Here is a 16,843-nt window from a genome sequence, read left to right as displayed (position 1 = left end):
AAGAAAGAGAAACCCAGATGCTTGAAGTCTCCGATCTCAACGTGGCGTATGGCGAGTCGCACGTCATCCGCGATGTGTCGCTGCGCGTCGCGCCCGACGAAGCGGTCGCCATCATGGGCCGCAACGGCATGGGAAAGACCACCTTGCTGAAGTCGCTCATCGGCCTCTTGCCCGCGCGCGGCGGCCACATCCGCCTGAGCGGCACCGAGCTCACGACGCTGCCCAGCTACCAGCGCGTGGCGCAGGGCCTGGCCTTCGTGCCCCAGGGGCGCATGGTGTTTCCGTTCCTCACGGTGGAGCAGAACATCCTGTCGGGCGCCGCCCGGTCGGGCCACCGCACGGTGCCCGAGTACCTCTACACCTTCTTCCCCGTGCTCAAGGACATGAAGCAGCGCAAGGCCGGCAATCTCTCGGGCGGCCAGCAACAGATGCTGGCGATTGCGCGCGCGCTCATCTCGGAGCCGAAGGTGCTGATCCTCGACGAACCCACCGAAGGCATCCAGCCTTCGATCATCAAGGAGATCGCGCAGACGCTGAACGTGCTGCGCGCCGAACGCGGCTTCGCCGTCGTGGTGTCGGAGCAGGTGCTGAGCTTCGCGCTCGACCTGGCCGACCGCTTTCTCGTCATCGACCGGGGCCGCATCGTGCATGACGAAGCGCGCGCCACGCTCGACCAGGACAAGGTCAGGTCTTTCCTGACCGTGTGAGCCCTTCCTCTTTTTCTTCAACCACCCCTTCAGGAGCAGCGTCATGAGACATGGTGATATTTCGAGCAGCAACGATTGCGTCGGCGTCGCGGTCGTCAACTACAAGATGCCCCGCCTGCACACCAAGGCCGAGGTGCTGGACAACGCACGCAAGATCGGCGAGATGCTGGTCGGCATGAAGAAAGGCCTGCCGGGCATGGACCTGGTGATCTTTCCCGAGTACTCCACGCACGGGATCATGTACGACGCCAAGGAGATGTACGACACCGCGTCGGCCATCCCCGGCGAGGAGACCGCGATCTTCGCGGACGCCTGCCGCCGCGCCAACGTATGGGGCGTGTTCTCGCTCACCGGCGAGCGCCACGAGGAGCACCCGAACAAGGCGCCCTACAACACGCTGATCCTCATGAACAACCAGGGCGAGATCGTCCAGAAGTACCGCAAGATCATGCCGTGGGTGCCCATCGAGGGCTGGTACCCGGGCGACTGCACCTACGTGAGCGAAGGCCCCAAGGGCATGAAGATGAGCCTGATCATCTGCGACGACGGCAACTACCCCGAGATCTGGCGCGACTGCGCGATGCGCGGCGCCGAACTCATCATCCGCTGCCAGGGCTACATGTACCCGGCCAAGGAGCAGCAGATCATGGTCTCCAAGGCCATGGCCTTCATGAACAACACCTACGTGGCGGTGGCCAACGCGGCCGGCTTCGACGGCGTGTACTCGTACTTCGGCCACTCGGCGCTCATCGGCTTCGACGGCCGCACGCTCGGCGAATGCGGCGAGGAAGAGATGGGCATCAACTACGCCGAGCTGTCGATGGGCCTGATCCGCGACGCGCGGAAGAACGGCCAGTCGCAGAACCACCTGTTCAAGCTGGTGCACCGCGGCTACACCGGCACCATCAACTCGGGCGACGGCGACAAGGGCGTGGCGGCCTGCCCCTACAACTTCTACACGCAGTGGATCAACGACCCTGAAGGCACGCGCGAGATGGTGGAGTCGTTCACGCGCACCACGGTCGGTACGCCCGAATGCCCGATCGAGGGCATTCCGAACGAGCCGGCCAAGCACCGCTGACGCGCCGCCCCATGGACCACGACATCTTCGAACTCGGCGATGTCGCGCTGCAGCGGGGGGCCACCCTGCGCGGCGCGAAGCTCGCCTACAAGACCTACGGCACGCTCAACGCACAGAAGAGCAACGCCATCGTCTATCCGACCTGGTACTCGGGCCAGCACCCCGACAACGAATGGCTCATCGGTCCCGGCATGGCGCTGGACCCGGCGAAGTACTTCATCATCGTGCCCAACATGCTGGGCAACGGGCTGTCGTCCTCGCCGAGCAACACGCCCGAGCCCTACAACCTGGCGCGCTTTCCGGACGTCACGCTCTACGACAACGTGACGCTGCAGCACCGGCTGGTGACCGAGCAGTTCGGCATCGAACAACTCGCGCTGGTGGTGGGCTGGTCGATGGGTGCGCAGCAGACCAACCAGTGGGGATGCCTCTACCCCGAGATGGTGAAGCGCATCGCACCCTTCTGCGGTTCGGCGAAGACGGCGCCGCACAACATCGTGTTCCTCGAAGGCGTGAAGGCCGCGCTCACGGCCGATGCCGCGTGGAACGGCGGCTGGTACACCACGCCGCCGACCACGGGGCTGCGCGCGGTGGGCCGCGTGTACGCGGGCTGGGGCCTGTCGCAGCCCTTCTACATGCAGCAGCTGTGGCGCGAGCTGGGCTTCAGCTCGCTCGAAGATTTCCTCGTCGGCTACTGGGAAGGCTTTTTCCTGAAGAAGGACGCCAACAACCTGCTGGCGATGCTGTGGTCGTGGCAGCACGGCGACATCAGCGACAACCCGGTGTTCAAGGGCGACTTCAAGAAGGCACTGGGCGCCATCCAGGCGCGCGCGATCGTGATGCCGGCCGAGCGCGACCTGTACTTTCCCGTGGCCGACAACGCATGGGAGGTGTCGCACATGCCGAACGCCGAGTGCCGCCCGATCCCCGGCGTGTGGGGCCACTTCGCGGGCGGCGGCAGCAGCCCTGTCGACACCCGCTTCATCGACAACGCCCTCAAGGAACTGCTCGCCACGCCATGAATGCTCCCGTGCACGATCCGCTCGCCGCCTACCGCATCGAGACCGAGCCCTTCTACCGGCCCGCGGGCCACGAGGTGGCGCTGTACCGGCACGCGTACCGCCACCGCATGCCGCTGATCCTGAAAGGGCCGACGGGCTGCGGCAAGACGCGCTTCGTGGAGCACATGGCGTGGTCGCTCGGGCGGCCGCTGGTCACGCTCGCCTGCAACGAGGACATGACGGCGTCGGACCTCGTGGGCCGCTACCTGCTCGACGCGAACGGCACGGCCTGGCACGACGGGCCGCTGACGCTCGCAGTGCGCCACGGCGGCATCTGCTACCTCGACGAGGTGGTGGAGGCGCGGCAGGACACCACGGTGGTGATCCACCCGCTGACCGACGCGCGCCGCATCCTGCCGCTGGACAAGAAGGGCGAGCTGGTGCAGGCGCACCCCGACTTCCAGCTGGTGGTGTCGTACAACCCCGGCTACCAGAGCAGCGCGAAGGACATGAAACCCTCGACGCGCCAGCGCTTCGCGGCGCTGGAGTTCGACTACCCCGACGGCGCGCTCGAAGCGGAGATCGTTGCGCACGAGGCCGGTGTCGACCCCGCGCTCGCCGCGAAGCTGGTGGCCATTGCGCACTGCTCGCGCGAGCTCAAGCACCGCGGGCTCGACGAGGGCGTGTCGACGCGCATGCTGATCTACGCGGGCGTGCTGATCCGCGACGGCGTGGCGCCGCGCGACAGCTGCGACATGACGATGACACGCGCCCTCACCGACGACCCCGACATGGCCAGCGCGCTGCAGGGCTTTGTCGAGGCGCAGTTCGGATGAACGACGGGCACGGCGCCCTCTCGCTGCTGGCGCGCGGGCTGGCCGGCGTCGATGTCGACGTGCAGCCGCTGGCCGGTGCACGCGCGGTGCTCACGGGGCGCCGGCTGCTGCTGCCCGGGGGCGACGAGGCCGTGCGCCTGCACCGCGCGATGGTCGCGCATGCGGTCGCGCACCTGCGCCACTCGACGCCTGCGCGACCGGCGCGCGCACTCAAGCCCATGGGCATCGCGGTGGTCTCGGCCCTTGAAGATGCGCGCGTCGAGCGGCTGCTGTGCCGCGACTTTCCCGGCCTGCACGGCTGGTTCGCTGCCGCGCTGCCGCCGGCGCCCGATCCGCTGGACCTGCGCTTTGCCGCGCTGGTCGCGCGCATGGACCGCGTGCTGCTGCTCGCCGAGGCGCAGGACGACAACCACTGGGTGAACAAGGCGCGCCGCCTGTTCGACGAGACCGCCTCGCGCGCGGGGCTGGAAGACTACGACGCCTTCCGCGCCGTCGCCTCGATCCTCGCCAACGACCTGGGCCAGATGCGCGTGCGCTTCGAGCCGCAGGACTACGCCGTGCCCGCGCCCTGGCGCGACGACAACAGCTACCTGTGGGACTTCGGCGAGGCCGAGACACCGCCCGACGAAGCCATCGCGCTGCAGCAGACGGGCGTGCGGCCACCGCCACCTTCCGATGCACCGAACGAAGGCAACGACACGCCACCCGAAGGCATCGCCGACATGGAGCTCGGCCGCTACACCTACCCCGAATGGGACCGCACGCAGGAGCGCCTGCGCCCCGACTGGTGCACGGTGATCGAGAAGCTGCCCGCGTGGCAGGGCCTGGGCGCGGCGGACACCTCGGGAGCAGCGGGCAACGAGCGCATCGTGCCGCTCGCCCTGCCCCGCGCGCGCCACCTCGACCGCACGCACCGCCTGCGCCGGCAGTGGGAAGGCGACGACATCGACCTCAACGCGGCCATCGAGGTGCTGGTCGATCGCCGCCTGCGCCTGCGGCCCGATGCGCGGCTGTTCATGCGCCCCGGCAAGGGGCCGCGCCCGTCGAGCGTGCTGGTGCTGCTCGACCTCTCCGAGTCGGCCAACGACGCGGGCCACGGCGACGGCGCCGTTTCGCTGCTCGACCTGGAGAAGCAGGCCGCGCTGCTGCTGGCCGCCTCGAACGCGCGCGGCATCGACCGGCTCGCCATCCACGGCTTCTCGTCGAACACGCGCGCCGAGGTGTACTACTACCGCCTGCTCGAATTCGGCCAGCCGCTGGCCGCGCCCTCGCGCGCCATGATCGGCGCGGTGCGCGGTCGCTACTCCACGCGCATGGGCGCCGCGCTGCGCCATGCGGCCTCGCACCTGCAGGCCGAGCCGGCGGGGCCGCGCGCGATCCTGCTGGTGACCGACGGTGCGCCGTCGGACATCGACGTGCACGACCCGAAGTACCTGATCGAAGACGCCCGCCAGGCCGTGGCCGAGGCGCGCGACGCCGGCGTGCGCAGCGCCTGCATCGCGGTGGACGGCGCGGCCGACGCGTACGTGCGGCGCATCTTCGGCTGGCGCAACTATTGCATCGCCGACGACGCGCGCAGCCTGCCCGCGCGGCTGGCCCGCATGAGCACGCGGCTGGCCGCCGCCCATTGACCGACCGAATGAAGAAAGCCAGGGAGGAGCACACAATGAGGGCCCACACATCCAGGAGACACCCCAGTGGCTGACAGGGACCCTCTTCGCGTCGGCATTCTGTATTCCGAGACCGGCGTCACCTCGACCATCGGCCTGTCGCAGCTGCAGGGCGCGCTGCTGGCCATCGAGGAGATCAACGCGGCCGGCGGCGTCGACGGCCGCGAACTCGTGGCCGTGCGCTACGACCCGCAATCGAACCCCGTGCGCTACGCCCAGCTGGCCGAGCGGCTGATCGTGCAGGACCGCGTGAACGTGCTCTTCGGCTGCTACATGTCGAGCAGCCGCAAGGCCGTGATCCCGGTGATCGAGAAGTGGAACAAGCTGCTGTTCTACCCCACGCTGTACGAAGGCTTCGAGTACTCGGGCAACGTGATCTACACCGGCGCGGCGCCCAACCAGAACAGCGTGCAGCTGGCCGAGTTCATGACCACGAACTTCGGTGCGCGCGTGTACCTGATCGGCTCCGACTACATCTACCCCTACGAGTCGAACCGCATCATGGGCGAGCTGGTGATGCAGCGCCCCGGCAGTGAAAAACTCGGCGAGCGCTACGTGGCGCTGGACGCCACCGAGAAGGACTACCGCGCGATCATGGACGACATCCGCGACAAGCGGCCCGACTTCATCTTCTCGACGGTGGTGGGCGATTCCACCGCGAGCCTGTACCGCGCCTATGCCGAAGCCGGCTTCGACCCGAAGACGATGCCCATCTCGAGCCTCACCACCTCGGAGGCCGAGATCTCGCAGATGGGCCCTGGCGTGGCCACCGGCCATTTCACGGCGGCGCCGTATTTCCAGTCGATCGACTCGCCCGCCAACCAGCGTTGCCTGGCGCGTCTGCGCGCGCGCTTCGGCGACGGCTGCGTGCCCAACCTGTGCTGGGAGGCCTCGTACTTCCAGATGCACATCTTCGCCAACGCCTTCCGGCAGGCGGGCACCGACGGCATCGCGGAGATCCTGCCGCACATCCTGGGCAGCGAGTTCGATGCGCCGCAGGGCCGCGTGAAGATCGACCCGACCAACCACCACACCTGCCTGTACCCGCGCATCGGCCGCGTCGACGCGCACGGGCAGTTCACCATCGTGCGCCAGGCGACGCGCCCGGTGTACCCGGACCCGTACCTCGTCACGCACTCGCTGGGCGACTGGACGGCGCGGCTCGATGCGTTGGAGCTCTAGGATGAGGTCGCGCTGCTTTCTTCCCGTTGCCGGCGAGGCTTCAAGGCGCGTCCCGCGAAAGACCTGACCGTGGACAGCACAGCCCCCAAGCGACACACCCTGCGGGTGACGCCACCGCAGCTCAAGGAGCTGCGGCTGCTGAAGATCGCGGTGATCCACCCCGACGACGCAGACGGCCGGCAGCTCACCCAGCAACTGCAACGCATCGGCTGCCAGGTGCAGGCCTTCTGGCCGCCCGTGCAGCACCTGCCCGAGGGCATCGACGTGGCCTTCATGGCCGTGCAGCCCGACTTCATCAACCTGCGCTTCGAATGGACCCAGAGCGAGGACGCCCCCGCCGTCATCGCCGTCGTGACCTACGAGAACCCGACCATCGTCGAGGCCGTGCTCGAGATCCGCGCCAAGGCCGTGCTGCCGTCGCCGGTGCGCTCGTTCGGCCTGCTGTCGGCGCTGGTGGTCGCGCGCGAAGCGCACAAGGAAAGCCGCTCGCTCGCGCGGCGCCTGCGCAAGACCGAGGCCAAGCTGCTCGGCGTGCGCCAGCTGGCCGAGGCCAAGAGCATCCTCATGAAGACGCACGACGTGTCCGAAGGCCAGGCCCACGACCTGATCCGCGAACAGGCCATGAGCAAACGCACCACCATGGAAGACATTGCCGCGGCCATCGTCAACGCCAACGAGATCCTCTCGCTGGGCACGCGCGGCCCCAAGCCCGGGCCGGGCTGACGGCCCTCAGAGCTGGCGGAACGCCGTCAGCACCTTCAACACGCTCTGCGTGGCGCCGTCGAGCGTGGCATGCGGGCGGTGCGCGATGCCCAGGCGGCGCGTGAGCTTGGGCGTGACCGGCACGATCTGCATGCGCTCGTTGAGCGCCGCGTCGGTGGTCTGCTGCAGCGGCAGCAGCGCCGCGCCATAGCCCGCCGCCACCAGGCTGCGGATCGCCGCGTCGTAGTTGAGCTCGATGCGCGCGCGCGGCGCAAAACCGGCCGCGGCAAACCACTCCATCGACAGCCGGTACATGTGCGTGGTCGCGTCGTTGAAGATCAGCGGCTGCGTCGCCAGCCAGGCCGGCGTGGCGCGCTTGGGCGCCTTCCAGCGCGGCGGCACGAAGGCCATCATGGGCTGCGTGCGCCACGGCGTGACCACCAGGTCGCGCTGCGGCGGCTGCGGCATCGCCACCAGGCCGATGTCGAGCGTGCCCGCCGCCAGCCGCGCCATCGCCTCGGCCGAGCCGAGGATGCTCACCTCGACGTCGATGCCCGCATGGCCCACGCCCAGCGCCTCGAGCACCTGCGGCAGCAGGTCGACCACCACGCCGGTGGAGGTGCCCAGCCGCACGCGGCCCGTGCGGCCCTCGGCCTGGCGCTTGACGGCCTCCACCGCCTCGTCGGTGTCGCGCAACAGCTTGCGCCCACGCTCGACCAGCGCCGCGCCGGCCGCGGTGGGCGTGACGCGGCGGTTGCCGCGCACCACCAGCTGCGCGCCCAGGCGCGATTCGAGCTCGCTGATGTGCAGGCTCACGGTGGGCTGCGCCAGGTGCAGCGCCTGCGCCGCCGCCGAGAAAGTGCCCAGGTCGGCGATGGCGATGAGGGTGCGCAGTTGGTCGAGGTTGAGCTGTCGCATCAGGAATGCTGATTGAAGGTGTCAGAAATCTCAACTTCCACAATAGCACGCGCCGCCGGAAGATGAGCGCTCCCCTACCAGGAGCCCACCGTGACCGCGACGAAGCCACCGTCTTTTCATCAACGCCTGCTGCACGCCCTGCACAACTGGCGCCGCCGCGCCGTGACACGCCGCCGCGCCCGCGACGACGTGCTGCTGCTGGCCGGCATGAGCGACCACGACCTGCGCGACCTGGGCATCGGCCGCAGCGAAGTGCCCGAGCTGGTCGACCGCAACCGCTACTGAGCCGCCCGGCCCCGCCTGCGGTTTCTTCAGGAAGCCGCGGGCAATTTGAGGTTCAATCCGGGGCGTGCCCTCCACCGCCTCCCCTGCCCTTCTTTCCATCGAACTCACCTCGCCGCAGTCCGTCGACGGACGGCGCGCGGCCTTCCAGTCGCTGTGGCTGCTGGTGCGCATGCAGCACGCCCATGCCCATGCCCATGGCGGCGGCAGCGGCGTCGTGCGGCTGGCCGACCTGCGCGGCGAGGTGTCCGACGCCAGCACGCTGCGCATGGTCGTGAGCCGCGCGTTCCGCGACTTCAAGGCCTGGGGCCTGGAGGTCGGCTGGGGCGAAGACCTGCAGCGCGAGCCGCGCTTTCTCAACGCCGAGCGGCGCAGCCAGGGTCCGTTCTGGCTGCCGGCCGCGCAGGCCAAGCGCCTGCGCCTGCTCGTGGACAACCGCCCGGCGACCGCCGCCGAGGTGGCGTCGTTCCTCGGCCTGCGCGCCCGCAAGGCGCAGGCCGTCGACACGATCACGCCGCCCGACGCCGTGCACCTGCAGGACGCCGCCTTCTGGAAGCAGCTGGTCGCCTCGCAGCAGGCCGCGCGGCAAGGCCGGCTCATGTCGCCGGTGGCGGGCGGAACCGGCGGCAGCGCGCTCGAGTCCATCCGACTGGCCGGCACGCTGGCCGCGAGCGACTTCCAGCGCGCGCTGGTCACGCTCAACGAGGCCATGCTGTGGCGCCGGCTCGGCGACAACGAACAGGCGCGCCGCCGGCTGCAGGCGCTCAAGAAACAGCGGCTCGCGCACCACGTGGCGGGCAACGACTACCTGGGCGCGATGGAGTGCATCGTCTCGGCCTGGTGCGCCTACACCGCGCGCGACCTGCCGCTGGCGCAGTCGCTGCTGGGCGGCATGGCGCAAGACCCGGCGCGCGCGCTGGTGCTGCGCCACCACCCCGACGTGCGCTTCGAGTGGTGCAACCTGTGGGCGCTGGCCTGCCGCTCGCGCGCCCTCGCGCTGGCCGCCGACGACCGCCCGGCTGCTGCGGCGCTGGCCGAAGAGTCGCTGCAGCGCTTCGGCGAGGCGCTGGCCGCGGCCTTCGAGTCGCACTCCTTCGACGCCGCGCAGCACGTGGCGGCCAACATGGGCATGGCCGCGTGGCTGTTCGACCGCGTGGGCCTGGGCGACCTGCCGGCGCTCGCGCACGACGGCCACCGGGCCGACACCACGCGCCGCGCGGTGCAGTGGATCGCCTTCAGCGAATGGCTGTGCGGCCACACCGACGGCCAGGGCCGCTCGGCGTGGAACGCGATCTACCTGATGCGCATCGCGCGCGGCCACTGCCGGCCCGACGCGCAACCCACGCTCGCGCAGTTCCGCGCGCAGAAGCCGCTCGACCCGGCCGCCATGTCGAAGCTCGCGGGCCCGCTCGCCGACGCCTTCGACACCGCGAACTGGCCCGCACGCTGGGTCGACGTGGCGCAGGCGCGGCTGGCCGACCACCAAGCGGGGCGACGCCGCTACCCCGGCCTGCAGCAGGGCAGCCTGCTGTTCGAGCACGCGTGGTACGCGGCGCACGCGGGCGACCTGAAAGCGGCCGAGCACTCGCTGGGCCTGCTGCGCGAAGTGCTGCCGCAGCTGGTGCCGAGCGACCGCGCCTACTTCACCGAGTCGTGGAACGATGCGCTGCCGGCCGAGCTGGTGCTCGAAGCCAAACCGCCAAGGAGGCCGTCGGCCCCTAGGAAGAAGGCGCGCTGAGCGCCTGCTGCACGCGCTCGCGCAGCACCGGCAACACGTCGTTCTCGAACCACGGATGGTGCTGGAACCACGCGGTGTTGCGCGGCGACGGATGCGGCAGCGGGACGAAGCGCGGCGCGTAGTCCGCAAAGGCCTCGACGGTCTCCGTCACGCCGCCGCGCGCGGTCTTGCCGAGGAAGTGGCGCTGCGCGTACTGGCCGATGAGCAAGGTCAGCGCGATGTGCGGCATCTGTGCCAGCAGGCGGTCGTGCCACAGCGGCGCGCACTCCTTGCGCGGTGGCAGGTCACCGCTCTTGCCACGGCCCGGGTAGCAATAGCCCATGGGCACGATCGCGATGCGCGTCGCGTCGTAGAACACCTCGCGGTCGATGCCGAGCCAGCGGCGCAGCTGGTCGCCGCTCTTGTCGTTCCACGGCACGCCGGTCTGGTGCACCGTGAGGCTGGGCGCCTGGCCGACGATCAGCAGCCGTGCGCTCGCACTGGCCTGCACGATCGGGCGCGGCCCCAGCGGCAGATGCGCCTCGCATGCGCGGCAGGCGCGGATCTCGGCGAGCAGCGCATCCACGACGTTGGAGCTAGTCAGCGAACGGACGGAAGAAGGCGTTCAGCTCGGTGCCCGGCGTGGCATCGGCAAAGCCGTCGAAGCGGCCCTCTTCGGCCAGCGTGCGCGCGGCACGGATGAAGCCGCCCCAGGCCGCGCGCGCCATGCCGCCGCCCACGCTCACGCGGCGCACGCCGAGCGCGGCGATGTCCGCCATCGTGAGCTCGCTGGTCGCGCCGACCAGCAGGTTGACCGGCTTGGGCGCGACGGCGGCCACCACGGCGGCGATCTGCTCGCGCGTCTTGATGCCGGGCGCGTAGAGGCAGTCGGCGCCGGCCTCGGCGTACGCACGCAGGCGTGCGATGGCGTCGTCCAGGTCGGGGCGGTTGGCAAAGAAGTTCTCGGCGCGGCCCACGAGCAGCGTGTCGCCGCCCGCCGCGTCGATGGCCCGGCGCGCAGCGCGCAGGCGCTCGACCGCCACGCCGATGGGGAACAGCGGGTCGCCGGGGTTGCCCGTCGAATCCTCGATCGACAGGCCCGCCACGCCGGTCTCGACCGCGAGCCGCACGCTCTCGGCCACGCCCTGCGCGTCGGCGGCGAAGCCGTTCTCGAAGTCGGCGTTCACCGGCAGGTCGGTGGCGGCCACGAGTTCACGCAGGTGCGCGAGGATCTGGTCGCGCGACAGGGCGCCGTCGGCATGGCCCTGCGACCACGCGAAGCCCGAGCTGGTGGTGGCCAGCGCCTGGTAGCCCAGGCCTTCGAGGTAGCGCGCGCTGCCGGTGTCCCAGGGGTTGGGAATAACGAAGCAGCCTTGGGTGTGAAGCGCGCGAAAGTCTGCGCGCTTCTGCGCGATGGAGCGGGTCATGAGAGCCTCATCTTTCCTTCGGGGTTCAGGGAGGGGTTGCGGCCACAGGTGCGGGCACCGGTGCAGCCGCGAGGATGTGTGCCGCGAGCACGGCGAACTGGTCGGTGCGGACCTCGCTGCGTTGGAACCAGCCCTTGCTGTTGTCGACACGGTGCACCACGACGAGGTCGCGCTTGCGATCGACCATCATGAACTGGCCGCCGGCACCCACGGCCAGGAGCAACTGGTTAGGCCCGCGCTGCCAGAACGGGAAGCCCTTGAGCGGCACCCACCACAGATAGCCATAGCCGCTCCAGCCGGGTCCGACGGTCGTGTACGAGGTGGTGCTTTCGGTCACCCAGCCGGCCGGGACGATGCGCTTGTCGTGCCACATGCCGTCGCGCGCCATCAGCAGGCCGATGCGGGCCAGGTCGCGCGCCGACAGATGCATCACCTGGGCCGGGTGCTCGGAGCTGCGTTCGAGCCGGGACTCGGTGTCCTGCGGGTAGCGGAAATCCTGGAACTGCAGCGGTTCGGCCAGGTCGGTCCTCAGCGCCTCGAAGACGCTGCGTCCGGTGCGGCGTTCGAAGATGGTGCCCAGCACGTTGGCGTCCCAGTTGTTGTAGTACCAGAACTCACCCGGCGCATGGCTGCCCCGGGCCGGTCGCTCGGCCTTGGCCTGGGGGGTCTCGTAGGCGGCCGGATGGTAGACACCCGAGCGCAGCTGCAGCAGCTGCCGCACGGTGGCCGTGCGTTCGGTGTCGCTGAGCCCGTCCTTGTCGCCGATGCCGAGCTGGCCCAGCGTCTGGTCCAGGTCGATCTCGCCGCGGCCGACGTGAATGCCGTAGAGCACGCTCTGCACGCTCTTGCGCACCGAGGCCAGGTTCATCGGCTTGTCGATGTCGCCGTAGGCATGCACGAGCACGCCCTTGTCGATCACGAGGTAGGCGTCGGACTTGATCGATGCGGCAAACGCATCGGCCACCTTGAGCTTCGCTTCGGACCAGTGGCTCGGTTCAGCCACGCTCGGGGTGGCCCATTGCGCGGCGGGGAACACGCCGGCCGCGGGCACGGCGTGCGCGGCGCACAGCAGCAGCACGGCAGACAGCGCGGTGCGCAACACGCCGGGCAAGAAACTGCGCGGAAGACCGGCCATGGGCATCTCGACTCCTGAAAGTCGTGCGCCTTGGAAACGACGTGGAAACCTGGGGGCTGCGGGGCCCGGCGCGACGAGCCTCGCATTCTGACGCAGCGACGCCAGCCTTGCTGCCTCAGCACTCCACGACGTTGACCGCAAGCCCCCCCAGCGAGGTCTCCTTGTACGTGGACTTCATGTCCTCGCCGGTCTGCTTCATGGTGCGGATCACGGCGTCGAGCGAGACGTAGTGGCTGCCGTCGCCGCGCAGCGCCATGCGCGAGGCGTTGATAGCCTTCACGGCGCCCATCGCGTTGCGCTCCACGCAGGGAATCTGCACCATGCCGCCGACCGGGTCGCAGGTCAGGCCCAGGTTGTGCTCCATGCCGATCTCGGCCGCGTTCTCGACCTGCGCGGGCGTGGCGCCGAGCACGGCGGCGAGCGCGCCGGCCGCCATCGAGCAGGCCACGCCCACCTCGCCCTGGCAGCCGACCTCGGCGCCCGAGATGGAGGCGTTGGTCTTGTAGAGCATGCCGATGGCCGCGGCGGTGAGAAGGAAGTCGACGATGCCCTCGTCGCTGGCCTGCGGCACGAAGCGCTGGTAGTAGTGCATCACGGCGGGCACCACGCCGGCCGCGCCGTTGGTGGGCGCGGTGACGACACGGCCCCCGGCCGCGTTCTCCTCGTTCACCGCCATCGCGAAGGCGTTGACCCAGTCCATGGCCGCGAGCGGATCGGCCGCGCCGGCCTGCGCCAGCAGCTCGCGGTGCAGCTCGGGCGCACGGCGGCGCATGCGCAGCGGGCCGGGCAGCGCCTGCGCGGCCAGCGGGTTGTCGATGCCGAAGCCGCGCTGCACGCACTGCTGCATCACGCCCCAGATGCGCAGCAGGCCCGCGCGCACCTCGGCCTCGGGCCGCCACACGCATTCGTTGCGCAGCACCAGCGTGGCCACGGAGATGCCGTGCGCGCGGCACTGCGCCATGAGTTCGTCGCCGGTCGTGAAGGGATGCGGCACGGCCGCTGCGGCGGCTGCCGTCTGCGCCACCGCCTGCCCGCCCTCGACAACGAAGCCGCCGCCGACCGAGAAGTAGGTGCCTTCGGCCAGCACGGCGCCGTCGGCCGCGAAGGCGGTGAAGCGCATCGCGTTCGGGTGCTCGGGCAGCGATTCCTCGCCGCGAAAGGCGATGTCGCGCACGCGGTCGAAGGCGATGGGCGTGGTGCCCAGCAGGCTCAGCTGGCCGGTGCGGCGCAGCGCGTCGAGGCGCGGCTGCACGGTCTCGGGCCGCACGGTGTCGGGGGCGTCGCCGAAGAGGCCCAGGATCACGCCCTGGTCGGTCGCGTGGCCGTGGCCGGTGGCGCCGAGTGAGCCGAACAGGTCGACGTGCAGGCGCGCCACCTGCGCGAGCAGGCCGCGCCGTTCGAGCGATTGCGCGAACAGCAGCGCCGCGCGCATCGGCCCGACGGTGTGCGAACTGGACGGCCCGATGCCGATCTTGAAGATGTCGAAGGCGGAGAGCATCAGCGCATCATGCGACCGGAAGCTGCTGTTTGACCAGCGCCACCCAGTAGGCCGCACCCAGCGGGAGGATGTTGTCGTTGAAGTCGTAGTACGGGTTGTGCACGTTCGGGTCGTTCGGGCCCTCGCCCGCGCCGATGCCGATGTAGGCGCCGGGGCGCTTCTGCAGCATGAAGGCGAAGTCTTCCGAGCCCATGGCCGGCGGGATGTCGGTGTGCACCTGCTCGAGCTCGACCAGGCTGGCCGCCGCCGCGATGGCCGCGTCGGTCTCGGCCGGCGTGTTGACCACGCCGGGGTAGCCGCGGCGGTACTCCAGCGCCACCTTGGCGCCATGCGTGGCGGCCACGCCGTCGCAGATCTGCTGCATCGCCGCCTGGGTCTTGTCCTGGATGGCGGCGTCGAGCGTGCGCACGGTGCCGCGCAGCACCACGGTTTCGGGAATGACGTTCCAGGTGTCGCCGCCGTGGATCTGCGTGACGCTGACCACGGCCGCGTCGGTGGCGCCGGTGCGCCGGCTCACGATGGTCTGCAGCGCGTTGATGAGCTGGGCCGAGATCACCACCGAGTCGATGCCGGTCTCGGGCATGGCGCCGTGGGCGCCCTTGCCGGTGATGACGATCTCGAAGGTGTCGAGAAAGGCCGTCATCGTGCCCTTGCGGATCGCGAAGCGCCCGCGCGGCAGGCTCGGGAAGTTGTGCATGCCGTAGACGGCGTCGGCCGGGAACTGCTCGAACAGGCCCTCTTCCACCATCACGCGACCGCCGCCTTCGTTTTCTTCGGCGGGCTGGAACACGAAGTGCACCGTGCCCTGGAAGGGCTTGTGGCGCGACAGGTGCTCGGCCGCGCCCAGCAGCATCGCCGTGTGGCCGTCGTGGCCGCAGGCGTGCATCTTGCCGACGCACTTCGAGGCATGGGCCTGCGTGCCCAGCTCCTGCATGTTGAGCGCGTCGAGGTCGGCGCGCAGCGCGATGCTGGGGCCGTCGCCGTTCTTCAGCGTGCCGACCACGCCGGTGCCGGCCAGGCCGCGGTGCACGGGCAGGCCCATGAGCATCAGCGCGTTGGCCACCACGTTGGCGGTGCGGTGCTCTTCGAAGGCGGTCTCGGGGTTGGCGTGGATGTCGCGGCGCCAGCTGAGCATGCGGGCACGGGTGTCTTCGGCAATCTCGGGGTCGCGGTACATGGCGTGATCTCGTGGAGTGGGATGAAACGAAACGGTCTTTTCGGGGAACACCGCGGAACCGGCTTTGCCGGGCCGCTGGTGTTGCCCCCGGTAGGGGGTTGGCGAAGCGACACGAAGTGCGCGTAGCCTGGGGGCGAGCTCTATTTCTAGTGGAAGAACTCGGCGATGAACGTGGCGCCGAGGAAGGTGCCGGCCGTCGCGGTCAGCGACACCACCACGATGCGCCAGCCGAGGCGGCGGAACACGGGCAGGTCCTTGGCGACCGAGAAGCCGGCCAGCGCCAGCACCGGCGTGGTGAAGGCCAGGAAGTTGAGCTTGGCGGTGATCGCGATCAGCGCGTCGGAGAACGGGAACAGGCCCGGGATGCCGACCACGGTGGCCAACACCGACAGCACCAGCACCATCGGCAGGCGCGGCACGAAGCGCTTGATGGCTTCGACGGCGCCGGCAATCGCCACCACGGCGAGCACGCCTTCGAGCGACACCAGCACCGGCACCTTGTAGGTCACGGCATTGCCGATGAGCACGCCGCCGCCCACCACCAGCCAGGCCAGCAGCGTGTCGCGCAGCGAGGTCGGCGCGGCGTGGGCCACGTCGGCGCTCGAGACGTTCGCGCCTGCGTCCACGGCGGCGCCCTGTTGTGCGCCATGCTTCGAGAAGCGGCCCAGCACCGGCTCCAGCTTGCCGTAGAGCCACGAGCACAGCGGCAGCGACAGGAACAGCGTGAAGTAGAAGCCGGCCACGGTGGTCAGCAGGTTCGAGGCGGCGGCAATCGCCGTGAGCTGCGGCAGCATCTCGGGCGGGCTCTGCGCGGCGATGGCGCCCAGCGCCGCCGCCATCAGGCTGCCCGAGCCCACGCCGGCGCCCATGGCCAGCGAGCGCGGGTCGAAGATGTGCAGGCTGGCGATGAAGCCCGCCAGCACCGCGATGAAGAGCGCGCCCAGCACGGTGCCGGTGATGTACTCGGCCAGCACGCCGCGGCCTTCGGGCGAGGCCATGCCGTACTTCTCTCCGATGATCACGAGGTTGCCCTCGCGGCCCACCGAGAAGGTGGCGCCCACGGCCTCGCGCTTGATGCCCAGCAGCAGCGCCAGCGGCAGGCCCAGTGCCAGGGTGCCCAGCGCATGGCCGAACTCCTGGAACAGCAGCGCCCAGCCGGCCTGCTTGACCTGCGGCAGCGCGGCGCCGACCGTGAGGCCCAGCTTCACCACGAACAGCAGCAGGCCCGCGTTGAGCAGGCCGCCGGCCAGCGACTGCTGCGCCGTGGCCACGCGCACCACGCCCGGCACGCGCCGGTGCGCGATGCCCCAGGCGGCGGCCATGAGCAGTGCCCACAGCATCGGCAGCAGCACCACCTTGCCGGGGCCGACGCTGAACTGCGTCGGGCCGATGAGTTCGGCCACGGCCACGAGGACCAGGGTGACGACGAGGAGCTTGAGTTTGCCGGCGGCGGTGGACGGCGCGACGGCTGCAATCGTGGAGGCGGCGGAGGTCATGGGTGGGGCGGGAT

The 16,843-nt window shown here is 70.1% G+C and carries 16 protein-coding genes; 9 read left to right on the top strand and 7 right to left on the bottom strand.

Features of this window, described 5'->3' with window-relative positions:
* Positions 1-17: 17 nt before the first annotated feature.
* From urtE to AC07YS_RS26790, 7 genes are all read left to right on the top strand, one after another.
* Complete coding sequence (gene urtE / locus AC07YS_RS26820; protein ID WP_495269471.1) at positions 18-707, top strand: urea ABC transporter ATP-binding subunit UrtE; 690 nt, start codon at positions 18-20, stop codon at positions 705-707.
* A gap of 43 nt (positions 708-750) precedes the next feature.
* Entirely contained in the window at positions 751-1,788 is a 1,038-nt protein-coding gene (locus AC07YS_RS26815) for an aliphatic amidase (RefSeq protein WP_070061362.1), read from the top strand.
* Positions 1,789-1,799: 11 nt separating this feature from the next.
* Complete coding sequence (locus tag AC07YS_RS26810; RefSeq protein ID WP_495269470.1) at positions 1,800-2,810, top strand: alpha/beta fold hydrolase; 1,011 nt, start codon at positions 1,800-1,802, stop codon at positions 2,808-2,810.
* Entirely contained in the window at positions 2,807-3,625 is an 819-nt protein-coding gene (locus tag AC07YS_RS26805) for a CbbQ/NirQ/NorQ/GpvN family protein (protein ID WP_495269469.1), read from the top strand. The genes AC07YS_RS26810 and AC07YS_RS26805 overlap by 4 nt, the downstream gene beginning before the upstream one ends.
* Positions 3,622-5,256, top strand: a complete 1,635-nt coding sequence (locus tag AC07YS_RS26800) for a nitric oxide reductase activation protein NorD (protein WP_495269468.1) — start codon at positions 3,622-3,624, stop codon at positions 5,254-5,256. The genes AC07YS_RS26805 and AC07YS_RS26800 overlap by 4 nt, the downstream gene beginning before the upstream one ends.
* Before the next feature lie 66 nt (positions 5,257-5,322).
* Complete coding sequence (locus AC07YS_RS26795; protein ID WP_062470403.1) at positions 5,323-6,477, top strand: transporter substrate-binding domain-containing protein; 1,155 nt, start codon at positions 5,323-5,325, stop codon at positions 6,475-6,477.
* A gap of 69 nt (positions 6,478-6,546) precedes the next feature.
* Positions 6,547-7,200: an ANTAR domain-containing response regulator gene (locus AC07YS_RS26790; protein ID WP_095948498.1), complete on the top strand. Its 654-nt coding sequence runs from the start codon at positions 6,547-6,549 to the stop codon at positions 7,198-7,200.
* A 6-nt stretch (positions 7,201-7,206) separates the two neighbouring features.
* Here AC07YS_RS26790 and AC07YS_RS26785 read toward each other — a convergent pair whose 3' ends face one another.
* Positions 7,207-8,097, bottom strand: a complete 891-nt coding sequence (locus AC07YS_RS26785) for a LysR family transcriptional regulator (protein WP_062470400.1) — start codon at positions 8,095-8,097, stop codon at positions 7,207-7,209.
* A gap of 90 nt (positions 8,098-8,187) precedes the next feature.
* On the opposite strand from AC07YS_RS26785, the gene AC07YS_RS26780 reads away from it, so the two are divergent.
* Positions 8,188-8,382 (top strand): YjiS-like domain-containing protein, encoded by a 195-nt coding sequence (locus AC07YS_RS26780; RefSeq protein ID WP_495269467.1) that lies wholly within the window; start codon positions 8,188-8,190, stop codon positions 8,380-8,382.
* A gap of 64 nt (positions 8,383-8,446) precedes the next feature.
* Positions 8,447-10,117, top strand: a complete 1,671-nt coding sequence (locus tag AC07YS_RS26775) for a hypothetical protein (RefSeq protein WP_495269466.1) — start codon at positions 8,447-8,449, stop codon at positions 10,115-10,117.
* Here AC07YS_RS26775 and AC07YS_RS26770 read toward each other — a convergent pair.
* The 6 genes from AC07YS_RS26770 to AC07YS_RS26745 form a co-directional block, all read right to left on the bottom strand.
* A complete protein-coding gene (locus tag AC07YS_RS26770; protein WP_495269465.1) occupies positions 10,098-10,682 on the bottom strand; it encodes a uracil-DNA glycosylase family protein in 585 nt (194 codons plus the stop codon). The genes AC07YS_RS26775 and AC07YS_RS26770 overlap by 20 nt on opposite strands.
* Before the next feature lie 10 nt (positions 10,683-10,692).
* Complete coding sequence (locus tag AC07YS_RS26765) at positions 10,693-11,523, bottom strand: isocitrate lyase/PEP mutase family protein (RefSeq protein ID WP_495269464.1); 831 nt, start codon at positions 11,521-11,523, stop codon at positions 10,693-10,695.
* 25 nt (positions 11,524-11,548) lie between these two features.
* A complete protein-coding gene (locus AC07YS_RS26760; protein ID WP_495269463.1) occupies positions 11,549-12,658 on the bottom strand; it encodes a serine hydrolase domain-containing protein in 1,110 nt (369 codons plus the stop codon).
* Positions 12,659-12,773: 115 nt separating this feature from the next.
* Entirely contained in the window at positions 12,774-14,159 is a 1,386-nt protein-coding gene (locus AC07YS_RS26755) for an L-serine ammonia-lyase (RefSeq protein ID WP_489062326.1), read from the bottom strand.
* A gap of 4 nt (positions 14,160-14,163) precedes the next feature.
* Positions 14,164-15,333 carry a M20 aminoacylase family protein gene (locus tag AC07YS_RS26750; RefSeq protein ID WP_159274307.1) on the bottom strand — a complete coding sequence of 390 codons (1,170 nt, stop codon included), beginning with the start codon at positions 15,331-15,333 and terminating at the stop codon, positions 14,164-14,166.
* Between the two features lie 146 nt (positions 15,334-15,479).
* A partial coding sequence (locus tag AC07YS_RS26745) for a DUF3100 domain-containing protein (RefSeq protein WP_495269462.1) occupies positions 15,480-16,843 on the bottom strand: 1,364 nt, incomplete at its 5' end.

The organism is Variovorax sp. GW458-11-26-14-LB1 (assembly GCF_059423965.1).
This window is presented reverse-complemented; position numbering and strand designations above follow the sequence as displayed.

Bases quoted from the DNA above. Each gene is read 5' to 3' on its own strand.
- AC07YS_RS26810 (WP_495269470.1), top strand. From the start codon at position 1,800: ATGGACCACGACATCTTCGAACTCGGCGATGTCGCGCTGCAGCGGGGG.
- AC07YS_RS26760 (WP_495269463.1), bottom strand. From the start codon at position 12,658: ATGGCCGGTCTTCCGCGCAGTTTCTTGCCCGGCGTGTTGCGCACCGCG.
- AC07YS_RS26785 (WP_062470400.1), bottom strand. From the start codon at position 8,097: ATGCGACAGCTCAACCTCGACCAACTGCGCACCCTCATCGCCATCGCC.
- AC07YS_RS26750 (WP_159274307.1), bottom strand. From the start codon at position 15,333: ATGTACCGCGACCCCGAGATTGCCGAAGACACCCGTGCCCGCATGCTC.
- AC07YS_RS26805 (WP_495269469.1), top strand. From the start codon at position 2,807: ATGAATGCTCCCGTGCACGATCCGCTCGCCGCCTACCGCATCGAGACC.
- AC07YS_RS26815 (WP_070061362.1), top strand. From the start codon at position 751: ATGAGACATGGTGATATTTCGAGCAGCAACGATTGCGTCGGCGTCGCG.
- urtE (WP_495269471.1), top strand. From the start codon at position 18: ATGCTTGAAGTCTCCGATCTCAACGTGGCGTATGGCGAGTCGCACGTC.
- AC07YS_RS26800 (WP_495269468.1), top strand. From the start codon at position 3,622: ATGAACGACGGGCACGGCGCCCTCTCGCTGCTGGCGCGCGGGCTGGCC.
- AC07YS_RS26765 (WP_495269464.1), bottom strand. From the start codon at position 11,523: ATGACCCGCTCCATCGCGCAGAAGCGCGCAGACTTTCGCGCGCTTCAC.